Annotated in this window: 21 protein-coding genes and 4 tRNA genes; 9 read left to right on the forward strand and 16 right to left on the reverse strand. The window is 28.1% G+C overall.

Features of this window, described 5'->3' with window-relative positions; genetic code table 11:
* Positions 1–54 precede the first annotated feature (54 nt).
* The 5 genes from AVBRAN12642_RS07130 to AVBRAN12642_RS07150 form a co-directional block, all read right to left on the reverse strand.
* Positions 55–279: a hypothetical protein gene (locus AVBRAN12642_RS07130; RefSeq protein WP_214117421.1), complete on the reverse strand. Its 225-nt coding sequence runs from the start codon at positions 277–279 to the stop codon at positions 55–57.
* Positions 260–1,675 (reverse strand): PepSY-associated TM helix domain-containing protein, encoded by a 1,416-nt coding sequence (locus AVBRAN12642_RS07135; protein ID WP_336607670.1) that lies wholly within the window; start codon positions 1,673–1,675, stop codon positions 260–262. The genes AVBRAN12642_RS07130 and AVBRAN12642_RS07135 overlap by 20 nt, the downstream gene beginning before the upstream one ends.
* Before the next feature lie 45 nt (positions 1,676–1,720).
* Positions 1,721–2,131 (reverse strand): PepSY-like domain-containing protein, encoded by a 411-nt coding sequence (locus AVBRAN12642_RS07140; RefSeq protein ID WP_214117419.1) that lies wholly within the window; start codon positions 2,129–2,131, stop codon positions 1,721–1,723.
* A 73-nt stretch (positions 2,132–2,204) separates the two neighbouring features.
* The gene (lgt, locus tag AVBRAN12642_RS07145; protein WP_336607671.1) at positions 2,205–3,017 is read right to left on the reverse strand and encodes a prolipoprotein diacylglyceryl transferase; all 813 of its coding nucleotides are present in this window, start codon (positions 3,015–3,017) and stop codon (positions 2,205–2,207) included.
* Between the two features lie 30 nt (positions 3,018–3,047).
* Positions 3,048–3,764 carry a hypothetical protein gene (locus tag AVBRAN12642_RS07150; RefSeq protein WP_336607672.1) on the reverse strand — a complete coding sequence of 239 codons (717 nt, stop codon included), beginning with the start codon at positions 3,762–3,764 and terminating at the stop codon, positions 3,048–3,050.
* Positions 3,765–4,053: 289 nt separating this feature from the next.
* On the opposite strand from AVBRAN12642_RS07150, the gene AVBRAN12642_RS07155 reads away from it, so the two are divergent.
* The gene (locus tag AVBRAN12642_RS07155; protein ID WP_214117416.1) at positions 4,054–5,364 is read left to right on the forward strand and encodes a Na+/H+ antiporter NhaC family protein; all 1,311 of its coding nucleotides are present in this window, start codon (positions 4,054–4,056) and stop codon (positions 5,362–5,364) included.
* A gap of 168 nt (positions 5,365–5,532) precedes the next feature.
* Here the strand turns inward: AVBRAN12642_RS07155 and AVBRAN12642_RS07160 are convergent.
* Positions 5,533–5,607: transfer RNA gene (locus tag AVBRAN12642_RS07160), tRNA-Val, on the reverse strand.
* Positions 5,608–5,706: 99 nt separating this feature from the next.
* Here AVBRAN12642_RS07160 and AVBRAN12642_RS07165 point away from each other — a divergent pair.
* The 5 genes from AVBRAN12642_RS07165 to AVBRAN12642_RS07185 all read left to right on the forward strand — a co-directional run bounded on the left by AVBRAN12642_RS07165 (position 5,707) and on the right by AVBRAN12642_RS07185 (position 7,759).
* Positions 5,707–5,784: transfer RNA gene (locus AVBRAN12642_RS07165), tRNA-Pro, on the forward strand.
* A 22-nt stretch (positions 5,785–5,806) separates the two neighbouring features.
* Positions 5,807–5,883: transfer RNA gene (locus AVBRAN12642_RS07170), tRNA-His, on the forward strand.
* 31 nt (positions 5,884–5,914) lie between these two features.
* A tRNA-Arg gene (locus AVBRAN12642_RS07175) sits at positions 5,915–5,990 on the forward strand.
* A 210-nt stretch (positions 5,991–6,200) separates the two neighbouring features.
* Complete coding sequence (locus AVBRAN12642_RS07180) at positions 6,201–7,340, forward strand: tyrosine-type recombinase/integrase (protein WP_336607673.1); 1,140 nt, start codon at positions 6,201–6,203, stop codon at positions 7,338–7,340.
* Positions 7,337–7,759, forward strand: coding sequence for a type II toxin-antitoxin system PemK/MazF family toxin (locus tag AVBRAN12642_RS07185; RefSeq protein ID WP_336607674.1), 423 nt, complete (start codon positions 7,337–7,339; stop codon positions 7,757–7,759). The genes AVBRAN12642_RS07180 and AVBRAN12642_RS07185 overlap by 4 nt, the downstream gene beginning before the upstream one ends.
* Positions 7,760–8,218: 459 nt before the next feature.
* Here the strand turns inward: AVBRAN12642_RS07185 and AVBRAN12642_RS07190 are convergent, their stop codons facing one another.
* The 3 genes from AVBRAN12642_RS07190 to AVBRAN12642_RS07200 are packed head-to-tail and all read right to left on the reverse strand — an operon-like array spanning position 8,219 to position 9,349.
* Complete coding sequence (locus AVBRAN12642_RS07190) at positions 8,219–8,659, reverse strand: hypothetical protein (RefSeq protein ID WP_336607708.1); 441 nt, start codon at positions 8,657–8,659, stop codon at positions 8,219–8,221.
* Positions 8,660–8,669: 10 nt separating this feature from the next.
* Entirely contained in the window at positions 8,670–8,951 is a 282-nt protein-coding gene (locus AVBRAN12642_RS07195; RefSeq protein ID WP_336607709.1) for a hypothetical protein, read from the reverse strand.
* Positions 8,948–9,349: a hypothetical protein gene (locus tag AVBRAN12642_RS07200; RefSeq protein WP_336607710.1), complete on the reverse strand. Its 402-nt coding sequence runs from the start codon at positions 9,347–9,349 to the stop codon at positions 8,948–8,950. The genes AVBRAN12642_RS07195 and AVBRAN12642_RS07200 overlap by 4 nt, the downstream gene beginning before the upstream one ends.
* 167 nt (positions 9,350–9,516) lie before the next feature.
* Between AVBRAN12642_RS07200 and AVBRAN12642_RS07205 the strand changes: the two genes are divergently transcribed.
* Positions 9,517–9,750 carry an XRE family transcriptional regulator gene (locus AVBRAN12642_RS07205; protein ID WP_336607711.1) on the forward strand — a complete coding sequence of 78 codons (234 nt, stop codon included), beginning with the start codon at positions 9,517–9,519 and terminating at the stop codon, positions 9,748–9,750.
* Between the two features lie 392 nt (positions 9,751–10,142).
* Here the strand turns inward: AVBRAN12642_RS07205 and AVBRAN12642_RS07210 are convergent, their stop codons facing one another.
* From AVBRAN12642_RS07210 to AVBRAN12642_RS07240, 7 genes are all read right to left on the reverse strand, one after another.
* Complete coding sequence (locus AVBRAN12642_RS07210) at positions 10,143–10,700, reverse strand: hypothetical protein (RefSeq protein WP_336607712.1); 558 nt, start codon at positions 10,698–10,700, stop codon at positions 10,143–10,145.
* On the reverse strand, positions 10,684–11,361 hold the full coding sequence (locus AVBRAN12642_RS07215; protein WP_336607713.1) for a hypothetical protein: 678 nt from the start codon (positions 11,359–11,361) through the stop codon (positions 10,684–10,686). The genes AVBRAN12642_RS07210 and AVBRAN12642_RS07215 overlap by 17 nt, the downstream gene beginning before the upstream one ends.
* Before the next feature lie 9 nt (positions 11,362–11,370).
* The gene (locus AVBRAN12642_RS07220; protein ID WP_336607714.1) at positions 11,371–12,765 is read right to left on the reverse strand and encodes a DnaB-like helicase C-terminal domain-containing protein; all 1,395 of its coding nucleotides are present in this window, start codon (positions 12,763–12,765) and stop codon (positions 11,371–11,373) included.
* Positions 12,765–13,085, reverse strand: a complete 321-nt coding sequence (locus AVBRAN12642_RS07225; protein WP_336607715.1) for a hypothetical protein — start codon at positions 13,083–13,085, stop codon at positions 12,765–12,767. Before AVBRAN12642_RS07225 ends, AVBRAN12642_RS07220 begins: the two co-directional genes overlap by 1 nt.
* Complete coding sequence (locus AVBRAN12642_RS07230) at positions 13,082–13,525, reverse strand: helix-turn-helix transcriptional regulator (protein WP_336608157.1); 444 nt, start codon at positions 13,523–13,525, stop codon at positions 13,082–13,084. Before AVBRAN12642_RS07230 ends, AVBRAN12642_RS07225 begins: the two co-directional genes overlap by 4 nt.
* 1,153 nt (positions 13,526–14,678) lie before the next feature.
* The gene (locus tag AVBRAN12642_RS07235; protein WP_214117415.1) at positions 14,679–15,005 is read right to left on the reverse strand and encodes a hypothetical protein; all 327 of its coding nucleotides are present in this window, start codon (positions 15,003–15,005) and stop codon (positions 14,679–14,681) included.
* On the reverse strand, positions 15,002–16,588 hold the full coding sequence (locus AVBRAN12642_RS07240) for an ABC-F family ATP-binding cassette domain-containing protein (protein WP_214117414.1): 1,587 nt from the start codon (positions 16,586–16,588) through the stop codon (positions 15,002–15,004). Before AVBRAN12642_RS07240 ends, AVBRAN12642_RS07235 begins: the two co-directional genes overlap by 4 nt.
* A gap of 58 nt (positions 16,589–16,646) precedes the next feature.
* Between AVBRAN12642_RS07240 and AVBRAN12642_RS07245 the strand changes: the two genes are divergently transcribed.
* On the forward strand, positions 16,647–17,672 hold the full coding sequence (locus AVBRAN12642_RS07245) for a GGDEF domain-containing protein (RefSeq protein ID WP_214117413.1): 1,026 nt from the start codon (positions 16,647–16,649) through the stop codon (positions 17,670–17,672).
* Positions 17,665–18,882, forward strand: a complete 1,218-nt coding sequence (locus AVBRAN12642_RS07250; protein WP_214117412.1) for a GGDEF domain-containing protein — start codon at positions 17,665–17,667, stop codon at positions 18,880–18,882. Before AVBRAN12642_RS07245 ends, AVBRAN12642_RS07250 begins: the two co-directional genes overlap by 8 nt.
* The last annotated feature ends 92 nt before the right edge of the window (positions 18,883–18,974 follow it).

Below are 18,974 nucleotides of genomic sequence, written 5' to 3' on the forward strand. Positions count from 1 at the left end.
TTGTGATTTTAAATAATAAAGCAAAAACTAATCCAAAACCACATTCGCTAAAAATTAGCGAATGTTAGAGCTTTTATTATTTAAATCATATAGGTGTTTAGCCCAAATCGTAATTATACAAAATGCAAAAATTGAACTAAAAAATATCATTAAATTATATAGTTTTGCATCAAGATATAAGGCACATACAAATGCTATTGCAAATAAAATATAACTTGCTTTTTTATAATCAATACTAAGGCAGATTGCTCCTATTAAATTAATTAATATTATTAACATTTGCTCTCCTTAAATTAATAATTAATCCTAAAATCATAAGTAATATAACAAAGTCAAACATCATTGTTATAAACACAAAACCGCTAATACAAATATCAGATATTAATAATGCCAATAAAATAATTAAGCTAATTATCATTAGATTTTTAGTTTTATTTACAAAAATATAGCTAAGAATAATGCTTAATATAAAGCTTATTAAAAATGCAAATTGTTCTACTTGCATATTTTGAGTAAGTTTATTAGCGATAAAATAAATAGCAGTAGCATTTAAAGATGGATAAAATGCTGCATAAGCAATTGCTTTATAAAGTAGATTATCTTTATGTTTTTTACTAGCTAACAATAAAGCTTTGTATATAAATAAGCAAGTAAATATTCCACATAAAAATAACATAAAATAAAGTTGAAAATCAGCAAACATAACTCTATGAATATTAAAAAATATTTCATAAATTGATGAAAATGCACTTAGTTTGCTTTCTTTTGGAGTTTGTTTTACATTAGCTTCACTATCAAAAACATAGCTTTTATTACTTTTTGTATTAATTGATGGCATTATATTTTTATCATCATTTAAAGTAATTGCAAATTCTTTTGTGCTTTTATTTAAAACAATTGTTATATTTTTTGTATTTTCTAAATTATTAATGGCCTTGCTAATTAAATTTGTATCAAAAATAAAGCTTTTATCACTATTTGCATTTGTGTTACTTGGTGTTTTTGTTTGTTTAGTGGTAGTTGTGGTAAATAATTTTTCTATATCTTTAATGTAATTTATACCTATTCCACTAAGTGCTAAGATGAATAAAAATGAACCCACAAAAAGTCCAGCAACTATGTGAAAATCAAATAATCTTGCTAAATCATTTTTCACATTAATTTTATTGAAATTCTTTTTATTCCAAATCAAAATTCCACTTATATATAAAAATATTATCCCAGCTGCAAAAATACTAACAATTGCTTCTAAGAAATCTTTAAAACTACCATTAATAGGCAATAATTTATAATGAATGCTAGTTAAAAATTTAGCTCCTAAAGTGCTTGTTTTATTTAGTATATTTTCTCCATCAAAATAGCTTATATTACTTTTTCTTTCGCCTTTTGTTGAATTAGAATTATAATAATTAATCTCATATAAATTATTATAATAACTAGGAGTTTTGATAGATATAAAATCGTAATCTTTATATTTTTCTTGTGCGTAATTAATAGCACTACTTAATCCATTTATATCATTATTTAAGATAGTTTTGCTTTCGTGCAACTTTGGCTGCATATAAAAATCAATTTCATTTCTAAAATAACTAATGGTTCCAAAAAAGGTTATTATAAAAAGTAACCAACAAGCATAAATTCCAATGTAAGAATGTAATTTTCTAAGTGTTTTCATATCTTTCCTAATCTTAGGAATTTCAAATTGAAATTCCTATTGTTTTTAATCATCAAGCACGGTTTTTGTGATAGTTCCGTTATTGTCTATATAAACTTTATAATTGTTATTAAATTTTAGTTTATATCCGTTCCATTCTTTTTCAATTTCCATTAATTTCGCATTTTTTTGATTTTCTTTAGCAAGTTTTAAAACATCTTGCATAATGCTATCAGGAATTGGAGAGTATTTTCCATCTATTTCTTTAATATCTCCAGATTTAGAAAAATCAAGTTCAGTTCCATTGCTAAGTTTGATTTCATAAGAATCCCAATCTTTTTCAGCTTTAACTATATTTTCATTTGTAAAATGAGTTTTTACAAAGTCTTGAATATTTTGTGGTAGTTCGCTTGGATTTATATTTGTATCAGCTAATAAACAGCAACTAATTGCACCTAAAAATAAAAGTTTTTTCATACTTTACTCCTTAAAATGATTTGAATCTTGATACTATCAAAATATTGTAATTTTGATTATACCCCCCCCCGTGTTAATGATTAGCTTTAATTTTATTTAAATAAAAATACAAACTAAGAGCAAAGCAAAACATAATTAAACTCAAAATTTGACCCATAGATAGGCTTAATGCAATAAAGCCTAAATTAAAATCAGGTTCTCTAAAGAATTCACAAATAAATCTAGCTATCCCGTACGACATTGCATAAATACAGATTAATTGCCCGTTAAACTTTATTCTCTTTGAAAAAATGTAAATGATAATGAAAATTATTAAACCTTCAGCGAATGCTTCATATAATTGACTAGGGTGCCTTAAAGTATCTCCTACATAAACTCCCCAAGCTACATCAGTTGCTCTGCCAAATAGTTCGTGATTTAAAAAGTTTCCAATTCTTCCAAATATATACCCTAATGGCACTGATAATGCTACTAAATCAAGTATTTTAAACATATTTTTTTTATATTTTTTAGAATAAAGATAAGTTGCAATTAACGCACCAACTAATGCTCCGTGATAGCTCATTCCAGCAATTCCTACAAATTCGCCATTTACAAACGGATTAAACATTTGCCAAGGATTGCTTAAATAATATAATTTATCATCGCTATAAACTAAAATATATCCTATTCTAGCTCCTAAGATTATGCCTATTTCTATCCAAACGAAATAATTTTCTATTTCTTTTTTGCTAAAGCCAAAGCGTGGAGCAAATTTTTGTCCTATAAATAATGCAATAAGCAATGCTAATATGTAGCAAAGTGCGTAATAATGTATTTTAAACATTCCTATGCTAAATGCAACTCTATTGGTATTTTCATAAAAATGTTGCCAAAATTCAAGCATTATTATCCTTTTTTAGAATTTCAAAATATATTAAAAACCACTTAGTTTTTTGCAAGATATTTGATTACCTAAATTACAAGATTTTTCTAAGAATTTTTTACTTAATTTAAATTTACCCATATTTAAATAAGCATTAGCTCCAGCAAAACAAGCTTCTTCATAACCTTTATTGCAAGTTTGCTCTAAAAGATTGAATGCTTTTTTTGTGTCATTATTTTCTAAATGCACACTTGCTTCAAATATGCAAGCATTAAAGAAATTTTTGTTACAAGCAATGTGAGCGTATTTAATAGCGTTTTCTTTATCTAAAAATCCTTTATAGTATCTAGCAGTTGCATAACAAGAGTTTTGATTATTTTCGTTATCACATTGAGCTTTTATGATTTTTAGTGCTTTTGTTGAGTTTTGTTCGTAATTTAATACAAGCTTAGTGCAAGCTAATTCAAAATGATTTTGACAAGCAAGTCTTAAGGCATTAAAAATCGTATAATCATCATCACTAAAAGTAGAAATTGTATAACAAGCTGCCATATTTTTTGCCTTGCATTCATCGTTTATATAGTCTTTTGCTTCTTTTATATAAGTTATTTTATTTATATTATTTGCTTCATCACAGCCTTTAAAATTATTATTACTACAAGCACTAATTTTTGATAAATATTCATTAACTTTTGCTAAATCAAGAGCGATTTGTGCTTCATTTGCATAAACAAATATTGAAAATATAAGTATTATTAATTTTTTCATATTTACTCCTTAAGGTTTTAGTGTATTGAATTTTAGATAATTTTAATGATTTTTTCTAAAAAAATAAAATATTTAAGGAAAATTTCAGAATATTTTAGGTTGAATAACGCAAATATTTTACAAAAGGAGTTTTTAAATGAGTGTTTTATCATTTGTCTTAACAAACAATTTATTTACAAGCTTCTTCTTCCATCATGCCTTAGGGCATTGAGACTTCATAATACTTTTTTTATCATATTATTTTTTATATTTTTAAACATTTAAACAAAATTAATTTAAAGGAAAATTTATGTTAACAAACCCTGTTTTAATAAGCGTTTTTATAATGCTTGGACTATGTCTATTAAGATTTAATGTATTTTTGGCTATTTTAGTTTCTGGACTAATAGCAGGACTTATGAGTGTTAGTTTTGATGATAATATTTTAGTAGTATTAAAAAATATTATGAATACATTCATAAGTGGTATGAGTGGCAATTTGCAAACCTCACTTAGCTATGTTTTAGTAGGTGCTTTAGCGGTTGCTGTATCTAGGACTAATTTAACTGCTTATTTAGTTAATTTTATTAGTAAAAAGATGTCAGATAAAAGAATTTTATTGCTATTTTCTTTAGCTATAATTTCAAGCTTTTCTCAGAATTTAATTCCAATTCACGTAGCATTTATTCCGATTTTAATCCCACCAATGCTAAGTCTATTTAATAAGCTAAAAATTGACAGGCGTGCTGTAGCTTGTGCGGTAACATTTGGGCTTACAACGCCTTATATGACTTTACCTGTGGGATTTGGTCTTATATTTCAAGATATAATTACTCAATCGCTAAATGATAATGGAGTAAAAGTTACTCAAAGTGATGTTGCTGGTGTCGTTTGGCTTATGTTTTTTATAATGTTTTTTGGTCTTCTTGCTTCATTTATTTATTATAGAAAACCTAAAGCATATCAAGAGCTTGAAACAAAATATGAAAACTTAGATAATATTAGTTTTGGTAAAAAAGAACTAATGGTAATGATAGGTTTATTAATTACTTTAACTACTCAAATACTTGTTGGTTCTTTACCGCTTTCGGCTTTACTTGGCTTTTTATTTATTTGTGTAAGCGGTGGAGTTGAGTATAAAAAAATTGATGAAGTATTTTTAGGCGGTTTTTCTTTAATGGGTTATGTGGCATTTATTATGTTAATTGCTTGTGGTTTTGGAGCTGTTTTACAAAGCACAGGAGCTATTAAAGAAATAGTTGATTTTACTTTAAGTATTACTACTAATAAATTGATAATAGCGTTTGGAATGATGTGTATAGGATTATTAATTACTCTTGGAATTGGAAGTTCGTTTGGAACTGTTCCTATTATTGCGACTTTATTTGTGCCAATTTGTACGGCTTTAGGTTTTAGTGCTGAAAGTATTATTTTCATTATTGCTTGTGCTGGTGCAGTTGGAGATACAGGTAGCCCTGCTAGTGAAGCAACTTTAGGAATTACCGTTGGGCTTAATGCTGATAATCAAAGTGATCACATAAAAGATGTATGTATCCCTACATTTATATTCTACAATATACCTTTAGTAGTAGGCGGTGCTTTAATAGCTTATTATTTATAATTTGCCTTATTTTAGGCAAGTTATTTTAAACAACTGCTTTTGCGGTTGTTTATTTTTAAATATATTAATCTTATAAATTTATATAATTTCTTAAAGTATTTAAATTTTACAAGAAAAAACATTAAAACATATTTTATAAAAAGAATAATCAAAAAAGAATAAGTAATATGGTGACCCCGATTGGACTTGAACCAACGACTTTTACCATGTCAAGGTAACACTCTACCGCTGAGTTACGGGGTCATTGTGTATAATTTTAGCAATATTTTGTGAATAAATTATTTTTTTCTTGACATTTTAAAAAAGTTAATATATAATGCGACCTTTCTTATAAAACATTTTCGGGGTGTAGCGCAGTCTGGTTAGCGCACTTGGTTTGGGACCAAGGGGCCGAAGGTTCGAATCCTTTCACCCCGACCACTTCTTTATTATTTCATTTATGGTGAGTGTAGCTCAGTCGGTTAGAGCATCAGATTGTGGTCCTGAGGGTCGTGGGTTCGATTCCCATCACTCACCCCACTTTTTTAAAAAATCATATTTTAGTTTTGTTGCGTTAGTAGCTCAATGGATAGAGCAACAGACTTCGGATCTGTAGGTTGTGGGTTCGACTCCTACCTAGCGTACCACTTTATATTTTTCGCTAATTATCATTAAATATCTAAAGAGTATTTTTACCCCTTAAATACGATGTTTTAGCCTTGTTTGTTTAATTACTTATCTTATCACTAATTATCATTAAATATCTAAATGGTATAATTTTTTGGGAACAAGTTTTGGGAACACTTGGGATTTTTACAAAAAATCACTTGGGAACAATCATAAAAAAGGGTTAAGCATTGACAAATAAGCAAATACAAGCATTAAAGCCTAAAAATAAAAGATATAAAGTAAGTGTTTATAATAATATTTATATTTATGTGGGAACTAATGGGAACAAAACTTTTTATTATAGATACAATGAGAACGGCAAGGACAAAATCAAAAAGCTAAATGATTTTAATATAAGCTATGGAATAGAACAAGCGATAAGTGATTATAAAACTTTGGCTGATAGTTTAGCAAGTGGGATAATGAATACTAGTAAAACACTAGATACTTTATTTAATGAGTTTTTAGTAAGTAAAGAAAAGGCTGTAACTGATAAAACTTACAAAAGATACATAAGTACTTTTAGAATATTTGATATTTTAAAAAATATTAATATAGTTGATTTAAAAGCTTTGCAAATCATAGAGTGCTTAAAGTCTTGCGATAAACAAGAAACTTCATATCGTGCCTTTGCTTTGATTAATCAATTATATGAGTTTGCTATTTGTAACGGCGATGAGGTAGTAAGCCCATTAGCTAAAGTAAAGCCTAGTGTATTACTTGGTAAAAAAGAAGTGAAAAATCACGCAACGCTTACTAATGATGATGATTTAAAAAGGCTTTTTAATATAATACGCACTGCTAACTCAAATCCATTATATAAATATGCTTTAATTTTACAATCTTTAACTGCTTTAAGAACGCAAAACATTAGGGCAATGCGTTGGGAGTGGGTTAATTTTGATGATGGTGTTTTAGCAATTCCTAGCGAACAAATGAAAATGAAAAAACCTTTTTACTTGCCCTTAAACTCTCAAGCTTTGAAGATACTAAATACTCTAAAAACTATCTTTAAAAGCGATGATGAGTGGGTGTTTCCTAGCCGAACGAATAAAAAAGACCCCTACATTAGCGATAATACTTTAAGAATGATTTTACGTCGTGGTGGCATTACAAACGATGAATTCACGCCCCACGGATTTCGTGCAATGTTTAGCACGATAGCTAACGATAATAATTATTCAAGCGAGATTATAGAGCTTTGCCTAGCTCATACGGTAGGAGGAGTTCGTGGCGTGTATGATAGAAGCCATAAGCTAGAAGCTAAAAGGGAATTAATGCAATGGTGGGGCGATTATTTAGAGAAGTTTATTAAGGATTTTCTATGAATTACGATGAATGGAATGAAGTAAAAAAGGCGATTAATAATAAAGATTTTGTAAGTAATGCAAAAATAGGTAAAGTTTATTGGGTCAATGTAGGTTTAAATATAGGTTGTGAGATTTATGGTAAAGGAGATAATTTTAAGCGACCTGTGTTGGTATTAAATACTTTTTACATTAGTAACAATAAAGCCTTTTTAGGCGTTCCTCTAAGTTCAAAAACAAGCAAGGCAAATAAGCATAAAATGATAATAATTGATAAGAATAAAACTGAACAAGCCTTATTGCTAAATCAAATAAGGATATTTGATAATAAAAGAATTATAAGTTTGTCAAGTATCAAAATAACGAATGATGATTTTTGTAAAATTGTAGAAAAAATTAATAAAGAAGTTATCCCACGAACTAGCGTGGGAACCCATTAAGGGCGTAAGCTTTGTAGCTCGTTATTGTTATCATATCATTAAAATATTAATAAAAGCTCTTAACCCCACACCTAAAAGGTGGTGGATACCGACTACCTAAAATGGTAAATAAGTTAGGACTACAATAAGAAAACCCCTAAAATACCTAAGCTGTAGGGATTTTAGCGTTTTGATGGGCTTATAATGAGTGAAGTAACATTATAAAATTTTTCAAAAATCCGGAGTATGCGAGTAGCGACCGGCAAAAACCTAAAAACCATTTTGGCATTTAAGTAGATTAAGTTTCATTTAATTAAATCAAATTGTTTTTAGAAAGTGCTAAGAAGTAGCTAGGGTGCGAGTAGCGACCCCTAGCCATTAAATCTTAAATACATATAAGCTAACAAAAGCCCATTTATTCGCCTTTTACGGCATTTTATACTATGTGCTTTAGCTAGTAGGCGTTTATGCTTTTTCTTCTCATTTTTTCGCCTTTTGGTAATATGAGTTTATCGCTGTGTTATAATCTTCTTGAAAACTTTCAAAACTTACACTGCTAATTTGTCTTTCTAAGCTATCTACCACACCTAAAACAATATTAGATTTTTGAATTATTTCTTCCGTTAGGCTTAATTCGTGTATTTGTTTTTGTCTTCCTTGCCTTGTGTAATTTGTGGTTTCTAGCGTGTATGGTATAGGTTGTCCGTCCATTATTTCGCTCCATTCTTGTAGCTCATCATCAAAACTTACACGCCTTACACTTTTTTCGCCATTAAGCTCAATTGCTAAGAACTTACCGTTAAGCTCTTTAAAATCGCCTTTGAAGTCCTTGAAAGGTGTATAATATACTCTATCGCCTTGTAAAATTAGTGGTTCGTTTAAATCATCTTTTACGATAAATGAATGTAATATTTTTTCCATTGCTCTCTCCTTAAATTGCCATTAATAAAGCTTGTAAAGTTTGTGGATAAACTTTCTTATTATCTAAGTTATTCAACTCTAAAAATGCGTTAAATCTGTAATAAATCTTTACGAAGTTTCTTTCTAAATATTCTTTCGCTCTTGTGGTTTTTCCTTTTATTGCAATTTCATTTCTTTTTGCCGTATAGATAAATCTTTTATCGCTAACTTGTAGCATCTCATCACCATACTTTAGCACCTTATAACCGAATGCTTTTAAAAAGCCTTGATTATATTTGTAGATGTGTTTCATTGTTTTTCCTTAAATATCTTGGTGTAATGTTTATGAAGTTCTAAATACTCCGGATTATAAATATTTCTTTTAATCTCCTTTACTACTCCAACTATTAGGCCGGATTTTTCTAATACAATAAAAGGCATTGAATACTCGCATAATTGCTCCAATTCTTTATCTTTGTCCGGACAAGTAACATTAAGTTTATAAATATCCGTATCCTTTTTGCTGAATGTAAAAGGCTCAAGGCGTCTTATTTCTTTGTTATTACCTACTTGAATTACCACAAACTTATAAGCCATATCGTGCGTTATTTTGCTAATAGGCTCATAATAAATTGTATCATTAGGGCATAGTAGTGGTTGGTTTTCGCTGTCTCCCTCTGTAAGCTTAAAGCTCTTTAATTCTTTACTCATTGTTTTTCCTTTCTTGTTAATTTCATAAGTTAGTTTAATGCTAATTTATTTTAAAAAAATATTAGCATATAACTATTAATTTAAGCTTAAAGCCTTTAGCGTTTAGCTAATAATATTTTACTTTTAATTAGCTTTATGCTATTATTTGGCACTTGAAAGGATATAAAATGAATGAAACTATTACTAAAGATGAGTTTTTAAAGCTTATGAAGTTAGCTAATTTAAACAAAAAACAATTAGCTGAAATTAGTGGGATACCTTATGCAACGATTAATAATTGGGGTTATCGTGCTCCTTATCCTAGCTTTATTAAGTTTTTGCTAGAAAATCATATTAAAGCTAAAAAGTATGATGAAATTAAAAATAAAGTTTTAGAACTAGAAAGCGATAATGAAGCATAAGCTTATATGTCTTTTAAACGCTCATAAATGCCCCTAAAATCAAAAATCTTTTAAAGTCAATATAAATCCATTAATGTTTGTATTTTATCGCTTTGTAAGGATTGTGAATAATCTGCTAAGAATAAGCAACGGCTAAGCGTAAGCGTTAAAGCCGTTTGCTTTAAATCTTAATCTGCAATAGAATAAAAAAAATCCCTTTAGGGATTTTTTATTCTTGCAATAATATTACTGATTAAAAAAAGTGATAGCAAAAGATTAAAAAAAGTGTTAGCTAAGTGCTGTTTTATTAAAAAAAGTGATATGTAAAGCCAATTTTATTAAAAAAAGTGATAGCAAAAGATTAAAAAAAGTGATAGGTAAAAAAGAATTTGAATTCGGAATTAGCAAGGCGTTTATTTGCCTTGCTTTAAATTAGGATTATACTTGTAAGCTAGTTCTAAGTTTATGCCTAAGATTTTGTTTTGCTTTATATTTGGCTCTTTGTTTTCAACTAGTGCTAAAAGTTGTGTTATTATTAGCTCTTTACTTTTGGCTTTAATCTGCGTTAAGCTAGTGTTAGATACTTTGGCTATATTTTGATAACTTCTAAGCTTTGCTTTATGCCTTAGGTTTTTTGTAGCTACCGTGCTTATTATATAGCTTATAATAAAAGCTTTTAGTATTTTATGCTCTTTTACTAGTTCATTAAATAGCATTAAATGATAACTACCTTTTACCTCATCTTTTAGGATTTGGGTGGGAATGTTTTTATCATCAATAAGCCCTAAGCTTTTGTAATGCTTTAGTTTATTACAAATACTAGGCTCTGTAATATTTAGAACCTTTGAAATATAAGTCCCCTTTCTTATATTGCTAGATAACAAAAAGCTTAAAATCACTCCATCATTTAAGCCATATTTGTCTATTAATGAATAATGCACTCTGATAAATGTCTTAACTTGTTCGCTCATTTATTATCCTTTCTTTTTTTATTTGCTCTCTTATAGCTTTGTTTTGCTCTGCTCGTTTTTGTCTTTGCTCTTCTGCCTTTTCTTGCCTTTGCATTTGGTCTAAATTAGCTTTTAATTCATCAATTAAAACACTTACAATTAATTCTAAATGTTCGCTTGTGCTTGTCATTCCCATTTGTTCGGCTTTGTCTGATTGCTCTTTGGTTGGAGTGCATTTGATGTAAAATTCAAAATGTCTTTTACAAAAGTCTAATACCCTTAAACTCTCATTATCTGCTAGATTGCTTTTTAATGTTTCGTATCTGTTTGGGCTATCAATAGAGATGAAAAACCCATTTAGTAGATGAGGTAGGTCTATTCTTTCGCCGTATGTTGCTAGGATTGATTTATGACTTATAATAAGTTCTTTTTTAAGATTTGGTTCAAATATAAAAGCACTAAGCAAATAAAAAAAGCCCATTGATTGCACCCCACTATAATTTACAATAAAGGTTTTATCTTGGTTCATTATTTGTACTTGCTTTAAATAATCTTGATAATTACTTGCTTGTGCTTTTGATGTATGCTCGTTACTAGCGATGATTTGCTCTAGTTCTTGCATAATATACTTAGCGAATTCATATTCTAATATGTTTTTTTGTGCTGATGTAATGCAAAACATATTAGCCCCTTACCCTATATGTTCTACTGAATGAGTAAGTGTATTAATCTCTCTTACCCTTAAGCACTCGTTATCAATTTCTATCATTTGCACCTCATCGCTTTTAGGTGCATATCTGCTTTTATCTGTATATAAGACTAGCGTTTTACTCTCTGACTCTGTATAAATAAAGCTTACCCCATCGCTTTGAGCGTATGTGCCTAGGCTTTGTGATATGTGCGTTCTATTTGGCAATTCATCTTTTTTAAGATTTTGAATACTTCTATTAGCTTGAGATAATAACAAAATGCTTATATCTTGCTCTTTTACTAACTCTTTTAAGCTTTTAGCTATTTGTGTATGCATTTCATAGCTTTCGCCTTTGCCTTGCGAATTAATTAAATGGTCTTTAGTGTCAATTACAAAAAACTTATAGCCGTTTATAACTAAGCATTTAATGGCGTTTTTTAATTGTGTTAGCTCTGCAAGTTCGCTATTTTCTAGCACTAGAATATTTTTTATGTATTCATCTACATTATTAATTTTTGTTATTTCATCATTACTAAATCTTAATTCATTGCGTTGGTACTTATCAAGTCTTAAATAAGTAATTCCGGTCAAGTTTGCCATTATTCTACAAATTAGCTCTGCCTTATCCATTTCAAGGCTAATAAATACGCTTTTTACTCCTTGCTTTGCAAAATCGCTAATTAATTGAATAGCTAGGGTTGTCTTGCCTTTCCCACTTTCTCCACATAGAGTATAAAGGCATTTTGTCCTAAATCCACCACCTAAAGACTTATTAAGATAATTAAAATTAGTTTGTAGAACTTCTACATTATTGCGATTAGTCAAAAAGTCTTTAGATGTTATTAAAAGTTGTTTAGTGTCTATGCTAGGCGTGAGATTTTGCCCTAAATCATCTAATTTAGTTTTAAACTCATTTAAAAAACTTGGTGTTATATCGCTAGTGTATGCATTTAAAAACAAGTTTTTAGCACTATATGTAGCAACCTTTAGGCTATGCAAATGCTTTAAGCTCTCGTAAGTTTCTAGTGTTATTTTGTCTTTTCTAATTATGCTAATAATAGGCTTGATACTTTCATTTATTACTTCATTAATTTGACTTAAAGTTATACATAAATCATTTATACTTGGCTCACTTTTCCATTTGTATATATTTATAAGTTCATCGTGGGCTTGATTAATGGCAAGGTTCGTAAAATTATCAAAATCTTTTAACAAATTAGGATTTAGTATTTGAAAACTAAAAAGCGTTAATTCAATACTTATTATTTGATTTTCTAAGTTAATTTTATCTTTATCTTTATACTTTTTTTCTAATTCTTGCTTGATGTTGTCTAAAGATGTACTAGAATTTAAGCGTTTTAGAAAATCATCGGCAAGGGCTGTGATGTTTTGCATTATAGCCCCCTTAACATTGATAAAACACTTCTTATAACCCTTTCATCTCCTAGCTGTAAATTAGTAATAAGCATAATGATAGTTCTTAGCGTTTTCTTATCGCTTTTTAGCTTGTTATACATTTTACTAGGTAGATGAAACTTAAGCCCTTTTTTTATCATTTTAGGCGTTTGTATGTAGTGCTTATGCCCTAACATAAAAGCTTTGGTTCTTATTATTTTAATATTCGCCGATGAGGTGCCTGTCTTATAAAAAATACTTCTTGGAATATCGCCTAAGCAAATATTCCATAATGTCCTATAAGTTAATGCCCTTTTCATTCTTGCACCTTTCTAGCTTGAATTAGTGCCATTACCTCATCGCGTTTAAAATAATTTCTTCTACTACTTCCTAGCTTATAGGCTTTTAATTCGCCGTTGATAATTCTTCTATGTATAGTAACTGGTGCAATTCCGAATAATTGGCATAAGTCTTTGGTGCCTAATAACTCCGGTAAATCTTTAATATAATCCATTCCTAACCCCTTTTCTAAATAATATTGATTTAATGCTTTTATTTTGTCTTGCTTTTTGTAGTGTTTTTTTAAGCTATAAATGTGCTTAAGTGCGTTTATTTCATCAAGTGGAATAAATACTAAGCTATGTCCTAGCTTGATGTAATTTAGCTCGTTGTTTCTCACAAATAGCCATAAGTTCTTTTTGGTAAGTCCCACGGCTTTCTCTGATTTGTGAATATTAAAAAATCGTTGTTTATAGTGCATAGTTGCCCCTTTAATAAATATCTAGCTTTTTAAAGCACCTTTGAACTTTGGAATATTTATGAAAGGGTGGTAAGATTTTTACGCTAGTTTTGGCAAAAATTAGCGTGGTTTTTACCACCTAAGCCTTAAGATAATTGCCGTTATCTTTTGGCTTTTTTCTTTCAACTTTTAAAAATTGTTTTTACATTGCTCTTACTCCTTTCATCTTTTTTTGAACTTTAGCTAACAAATAGTTGTTATTTGTATGACAAATAAGAAAAAAGAAACTTCATTGAATTTTTTTTATAGCCTTTTTTTCTTTTTCGTTGTAATTTTAATAAATTGGGAATTTTTATGCAAATTAGCGACCAATTAGGGACTAAATAAAAGCCTTAAATGATTATATGCCAATTTTTTTACCTATGGAAAAGAATGTAAAAGAATGTAAAAGAATGTAAAAGAATGTAAAAGAAGTAGTTAATAAAAGTTAATAAGCAAAAAAAATCAATATAATTTTTATCAAAAAACTTATTTTTTTATCTAAAAAGTCAAATAAAACTACAAAAATATATTAAATTAGTTTAATTCCATAAATACAACTAAGTAGCAAAATATATAAGTTTGACCTAAATTATTAAAGATTTTAAGCATTTTGAATAAGAACAAGCAATTATTTAAATTATTTTAGCTTACTTTAAGCAATAAAAAAGATATAATCTACTTGTGATTTTTAATTTACCTCATCAAAATTATTAAAATCATCAAAAAAAATATTTTTGGGAACAATTTTGGGAACATTCAATTTTTAAGCCCTATTTTATAGGCTTTTTCAACTCCTACCTAGCGTACCACTTTATATTTTTTCGCTAATTATTTAAGTAGTATTTTTAACCATATTCATAAATGTTGTAGTTTTATTATTAAATGCCAATGGTATATTTTTTGGAATAATCACAAACAAAATTAGATATTGAAATTAAATAAGTATAAAAATTAAAATATAAAAACATAATTTTCTAGTAATATTTTACAATCAACTTAGATTTTATAATGCTAAAGTTTGAATTATTGTAATTATTTATATAAGAATATTGCATAGTAATCATTATTAGATATTTTGTGTATAAAACTTAATATTATTTTTTTAGAATTTAAATTAAGCGAAAGGAGATTTTTAATCTCCTTGATGATAATTTTTTTCTAATTCTATCTCTTCATCTTGAGTGTTGTTTTTAGCCCATTCACACATCGCATCTCTTAGCATTAAATACTTTTTCTTAGACAATTTTTCATTTTCACTTAATTCTCTATCTTCAAGTAATTTAATTTGAAAGAATGTATCATCTTTTTTTGAATACTTTAAAAAGAAATCAACATAATCAAAATAATCCTTATTGCTCTCATAGTTAATAATTTCTTCAATATAAATAGTAGGCCCAAAACCCATATGATTTTGACTAAAATTACCAAAACCTGCCGAATACTCCACCTTAAATGTCATTTGCTCTCCCCATATTTTAATAAAAACTCTTCATACGTGCCAACAAAATCAATAAGCTCACCATTGTTTAAATACCAAATTCTATTTGCATAAGAATTGATTAATTCCCTATCGTGGCTTATACAAATTGCTACTCCATCGTATTCATAAAGTGCTTCACCAAGAGAAATAATAGCTTCAAGGTCAAGATGGTTATTTGGCTCATCAAGTAAGATAAAATTACCCCTTTCAAGCATAATTTTACTCAACATCAACCTGTGCTTTTCACCACCGCTTAAATCTTTTGCCATTTTTTCTTGATCGGTTCCGCTAAAGAGCATTCTACCTAAGCATTTGCGAATTTCATCAATATCTTTATGTTTTTCGCTAATTAAATAGTCATATAGTTTCAAATTTTCACAAATTTTACTTGAGGTATCTTGTGGGAAGTAACTAGGTTCAATTGTAGCACCCATTTTTACCTCTCCATTATCAGGAGAAATTTCATTCATTATAATCTTTGCTAGTGTGCTTTTTCCAGCTCCACTTGCTCCAATTATTGCTATTTTATCGCCTTTATTTACTTTAAGATTTAAGTTTTTAAATAGTTGCTTATCATAAGCCTTACTTATATTGTTTAGCTCTAAAACTTCATTACCAATTTCTCTATTACATCTAAATAAAATTGATGGGTCACGCCTACTTGAAATCTCTATTTCGCTTACATCAAGTTTTGCTAAGTTTTTTGCACGACTTGTTGCTTGTCTTGCTTTAGAAGCATTTGCGCTAAAACGAGCTATAAATTTTTCTAAAGCTTCTTTTTCTTTTAAATTCTTAGCAAGACTTGCTTCTTTTTGTCTTTTAATAAGTGTGCTTTGCATATACCAATCATCATAATTTCCTGCAAATTCACGAATTTGTTTGAAATCTACATCAAGCATTCTTGTGCAAATACTATTTAAGAAAAATCTATCATGAGAAATTACAACCATTGTTCCATCGTGGCGTTTTAGTTCATTTTCTAGCCAATTAATAGCGTCTAAATCAAGGTTATTCGTAGGCTCATCTAAAAATAACACATCAGGTTTAGCAAATAATACCTGTGCGATTAGAACTTTAAATTTATCACTTGTTTGAACATTTTTCATAAGTTCATCATAATTATGAAGATTTAAAGAGCTTAATATTTTTTCACATCTAGTATCGTATTCATAATTTGGGTCTTCTTCTGCACAAATCATTTCAAGTTCGCTTAAGCGATTATTTATTTCATCGGTATAATCCGTGCAAGTTGCATATATATTTTCTTTTTCTTTTACTGCATTATAAAGTCTTTTGTTTCCATATAAAACTGCATCTTTTAAACTAAATTCTTCATACGCAAATTGATTTTGCTCTAACACGCCGTATCTTACGCCATTTTCAAAACTAACTTCTCCGCTAGTTGCTTCAAGTTCTCCTGCTATAATTTTTAAAAATGTTGATTTTCCAGCCCCGTTTGCACCGATAAGTCCATATTTTTCGCCTCTTTTTAAGCTTAAATTTACATTTTCAAATAATAATCCCGTAGGGTATCTCATAGTAAGAGATTTGATTTCTACCATTTTTTATCCTTTTTTTATATAATCGTTTCTTTAAAATTTACAAAAGGCTCTACAATCAATGAACTCATTTTTAAGTGAATTAATAATTTCTTTGCCTAGTGCTACTTTTATTTTAGAGATATTAGCACTTATTATTGCACTTTACTTTAAAAAATACAACATAATATCGGTATGTATTTTATTAATAAGTTCTAAAATGATTTATTTATTTTCAGCAAATTATCAAACCCATATTTATGTAAGTTTGTTTATGCCTTTTGCTTTTGCGCTTTTAGTATCTTTAAAAAAAGAGTATGATACTATAAAATGCTTATTACCTATTAGTTTTGTTTTTATTTTATACATAGTATTAGGTATATTTTTATCTCAAAATACTAGCTTTGCATTAAATTCTACTAATAAATTTTTATTTTCAAATTCTTTTATCACTGATTTAGGCTTAGTGTTTTTTCTAGTATTTTTAGTGTATTTATTGATATTAAGATTTTTTATATTTTTTGAAAAAACATTAATTTTTGCGTATATTGGAGCTTATTTTGAATTTATGTTTTTTAAAACTCTTGAAAAAACAGATGTTGGGTTTTTTGAATTTGCTTCTTTAATATTTTTAATTTCTATATTTCTTGAAGGGTATAAATTAGCATTTTTTGATGCTTTAACTCAAGTTTTAAATAGAAGAGCTTATGATAGAACTAGGCTTATTACTAATGATGTAATAGCGGTATGTGATATAGATTTTTTTAAAAAAGTTAATGATACTTATGGTCATGATGCTGGTGATTTTATATTAAAAAATGTAGCTAAGATATTAAAAGCTAATGTAGATAAAGTTTATAGATTTGGTGGAGAAGAATTTGTAATCGTATATAAAAATCAAGACTTTAAAAATTGTGTAACAAAATTAGATAATATAAGAGAAAATATAGAAAAAGAAATATTTAAATTTAATGAAAAAATTATAAAAGTTACTATTAGTATTGGAGTTGAAATGGTAGAAGATGATAAAATAAAAGCCTTTAAAAACGCTGATGCTAAGTTATATAAAGCAAAAAATTCAGGAAGAAATAGAGTAATATATGAGTAGTGAAAGTAAAAAAGCAACAATTCAAGAATATATAAAAGGCTGGGGGCCTGAATTAGAAATAGGTATTGATGTGGTTGATGAAGAACATAAAATGTTCTTTGAATTAATAGAGCAAGTATTTGAAGCAGCTAATAGTGGTTATAAAGAATTTGAATCTGTATTTCAAGTGGTTTTAAGTCATATTGCTTGGCATTTTAAAAATGAAGAAGATTATATGAAAAGTATGGCTATATATACAAAATATGTAGAAACCCACAGAGATATTCACTCGCAGTGTATATCACAATTAGGTAAGATGAGAGATGCAGTGTTAAAGCAAAATAGTGAAGATGATATGGTATATCAAAAAGAACTTGCAATTAACTTGGCTTATTTTGTTAAAAATTGGCTGATTTTTCATATAGTTGGAGAAGATTATAAAATAGCTAAACAAATTAAATTTATAGAAGCTGGTAATAGTCCTCAAAGAGCATTTGAGATGATAAATGAAAAGATGGATAAAAATATAGAAATTCTAACTATTACCTTATCAAATCTTTTAAAAATTTATGAGATTAGAAACGAGAAATTATTAGAAATTGAAGCAGATATTAAATCAAGTCTTAATAAAAAAGAAAAACAACTGCAAGAACAAATTCAAGAAAATAAGAAAAAATCAATTACAGATGAATTAACAGGATTGTTTAATAGACGACAGGCTATGTTTGTATTAAATAATATATGGAATGAATATCAAGACCCAACCTGTGCTATTATTCAATTAGATTTAGATAAGTTTAAAGAAGTTAATGATACTTATGGACACCATGCAGGAGATTTGGTTTTAAAACAATTTTCAAATGCTGTTAAATATTTTTTTGATACTAATGAATTATGTAATAAATATAAGTATAACGATAGAGATAGCATACACTTTTGCCGTTTAGGTGGTGATGAATTTTTAGTAATATTACAAAAATATTCTTTAGATGAAGCAGTAGCAATTGCAAATGCTTTACACGCAGTAGTAAATGGTATAGAAGTATTAGACGAACATAAAAAAGTGATTTGGAAAGGTAGCACAAGTATTGGTGTAGCTTGTAGAAATGCTGATAATAGAGATTTTGAATCAGTATTAAAAGCTGCTGATGCTTATTTATATAAAGCAAAAGAAGATGGTAGAAATTGCGTTCGCTCTATGTTACACGAGATAGGGGGGGGGTATTTCTAGCAGAGTATTTATGAATTAAATACCGCTAGTAGAATTTAAAATTAAGAATTTAGAATGATTTTTTAAATTCTTAATTTTTTTTAAAAAATTTT

The sequence above is a fragment of the Campylobacter sp. RM12642 genome, assembly GCF_020137635.1.
GTDB lineage: Bacteria > Campylobacterota > Campylobacteria > Campylobacterales > Campylobacteraceae > Campylobacter_E.

Excerpts from the sequence above, each read along its gene's own strand:
- AVBRAN12642_RS07190 (WP_336607708.1), bottom strand. The coding sequence starts at position 8,659 with ATGGAAAAAATATTACATTCATTTATCGTAAAAGATGATTTAAACGAA.
- AVBRAN12642_RS07225 (WP_336607715.1), bottom strand. The coding sequence starts at position 13,085 with ATGAAAAGGGCATTAACTTATAGGACATTATGGAATATTTGCTTAGGC.
- AVBRAN12642_RS07250 (WP_214117412.1), top strand. The coding sequence starts at position 17,665 with ATGAGTAGTGAAAGTAAAAAAGCAACAATTCAAGAATATATAAAAGGC.
- AVBRAN12642_RS07135 (WP_336607670.1), bottom strand. The coding sequence starts at position 1,675 with ATGAAAACACTTAGAAAATTACATTCTTACATTGGAATTTATGCTTGT.
- AVBRAN12642_RS07155 (WP_214117416.1), top strand. The coding sequence starts at position 4,054 with ATGTTAACAAACCCTGTTTTAATAAGCGTTTTTATAATGCTTGGACTA.
- AVBRAN12642_RS07195 (WP_336607709.1), bottom strand. The coding sequence starts at position 8,951 with ATGAAACACATCTACAAATATAATCAAGGCTTTTTAAAAGCATTCGGT.
- AVBRAN12642_RS07140 (WP_214117419.1), bottom strand. The coding sequence starts at position 2,131 with ATGAAAAAACTTTTATTTTTAGGTGCAATTAGTTGCTGTTTATTAGCT.
- lgt (WP_336607671.1), bottom strand. The coding sequence starts at position 3,017 with ATGCTTGAATTTTGGCAACATTTTTATGAAAATACCAATAGAGTTGCA.
- AVBRAN12642_RS07215 (WP_336607713.1), bottom strand. The coding sequence starts at position 11,361 with ATGTTTTGCATTACATCAGCACAAAAAAACATATTAGAATATGAATTC.
- AVBRAN12642_RS07230 (WP_336608157.1), bottom strand. The coding sequence starts at position 13,525 with ATGCACTATAAACAACGATTTTTTAATATTCACAAATCAGAGAAAGCC.
- AVBRAN12642_RS07205 (WP_336607711.1), top strand. The coding sequence starts at position 9,517 with ATGAATGAAACTATTACTAAAGATGAGTTTTTAAAGCTTATGAAGTTA.
- AVBRAN12642_RS07150 (WP_336607672.1), bottom strand. The coding sequence starts at position 3,764 with ATGAAAAAATTAATAATACTTATATTTTCAATATTTGTTTATGCAAAT.
- AVBRAN12642_RS07220 (WP_336607714.1), bottom strand. The coding sequence starts at position 12,765 with ATGCAAAACATCACAGCCCTTGCCGATGATTTTCTAAAACGCTTAAAT.
- AVBRAN12642_RS07235 (WP_214117415.1), bottom strand. The coding sequence starts at position 15,005 with ATGACATTTAAGGTGGAGTATTCGGCAGGTTTTGGTAATTTTAGTCAA.
- AVBRAN12642_RS07200 (WP_336607710.1), bottom strand. The coding sequence starts at position 9,349 with ATGAGTAAAGAATTAAAGAGCTTTAAGCTTACAGAGGGAGACAGCGAA.
- AVBRAN12642_RS07210 (WP_336607712.1), bottom strand. The coding sequence starts at position 10,700 with ATGAGCGAACAAGTTAAGACATTTATCAGAGTGCATTATTCATTAATA.
- AVBRAN12642_RS07240 (WP_214117414.1), bottom strand. The coding sequence starts at position 16,588 with ATGGTAGAAATCAAATCTCTTACTATGAGATACCCTACGGGATTATTA.
- AVBRAN12642_RS07245 (WP_214117413.1), top strand. The coding sequence starts at position 16,647 with ATGAACTCATTTTTAAGTGAATTAATAATTTCTTTGCCTAGTGCTACT.
- AVBRAN12642_RS07130 (WP_214117421.1), bottom strand. The coding sequence starts at position 279 with ATGTTAATAATATTAATTAATTTAATAGGAGCAATCTGCCTTAGTATT.
- AVBRAN12642_RS07185 (WP_336607674.1), top strand. The coding sequence starts at position 7,337 with ATGAATTACGATGAATGGAATGAAGTAAAAAAGGCGATTAATAATAAA.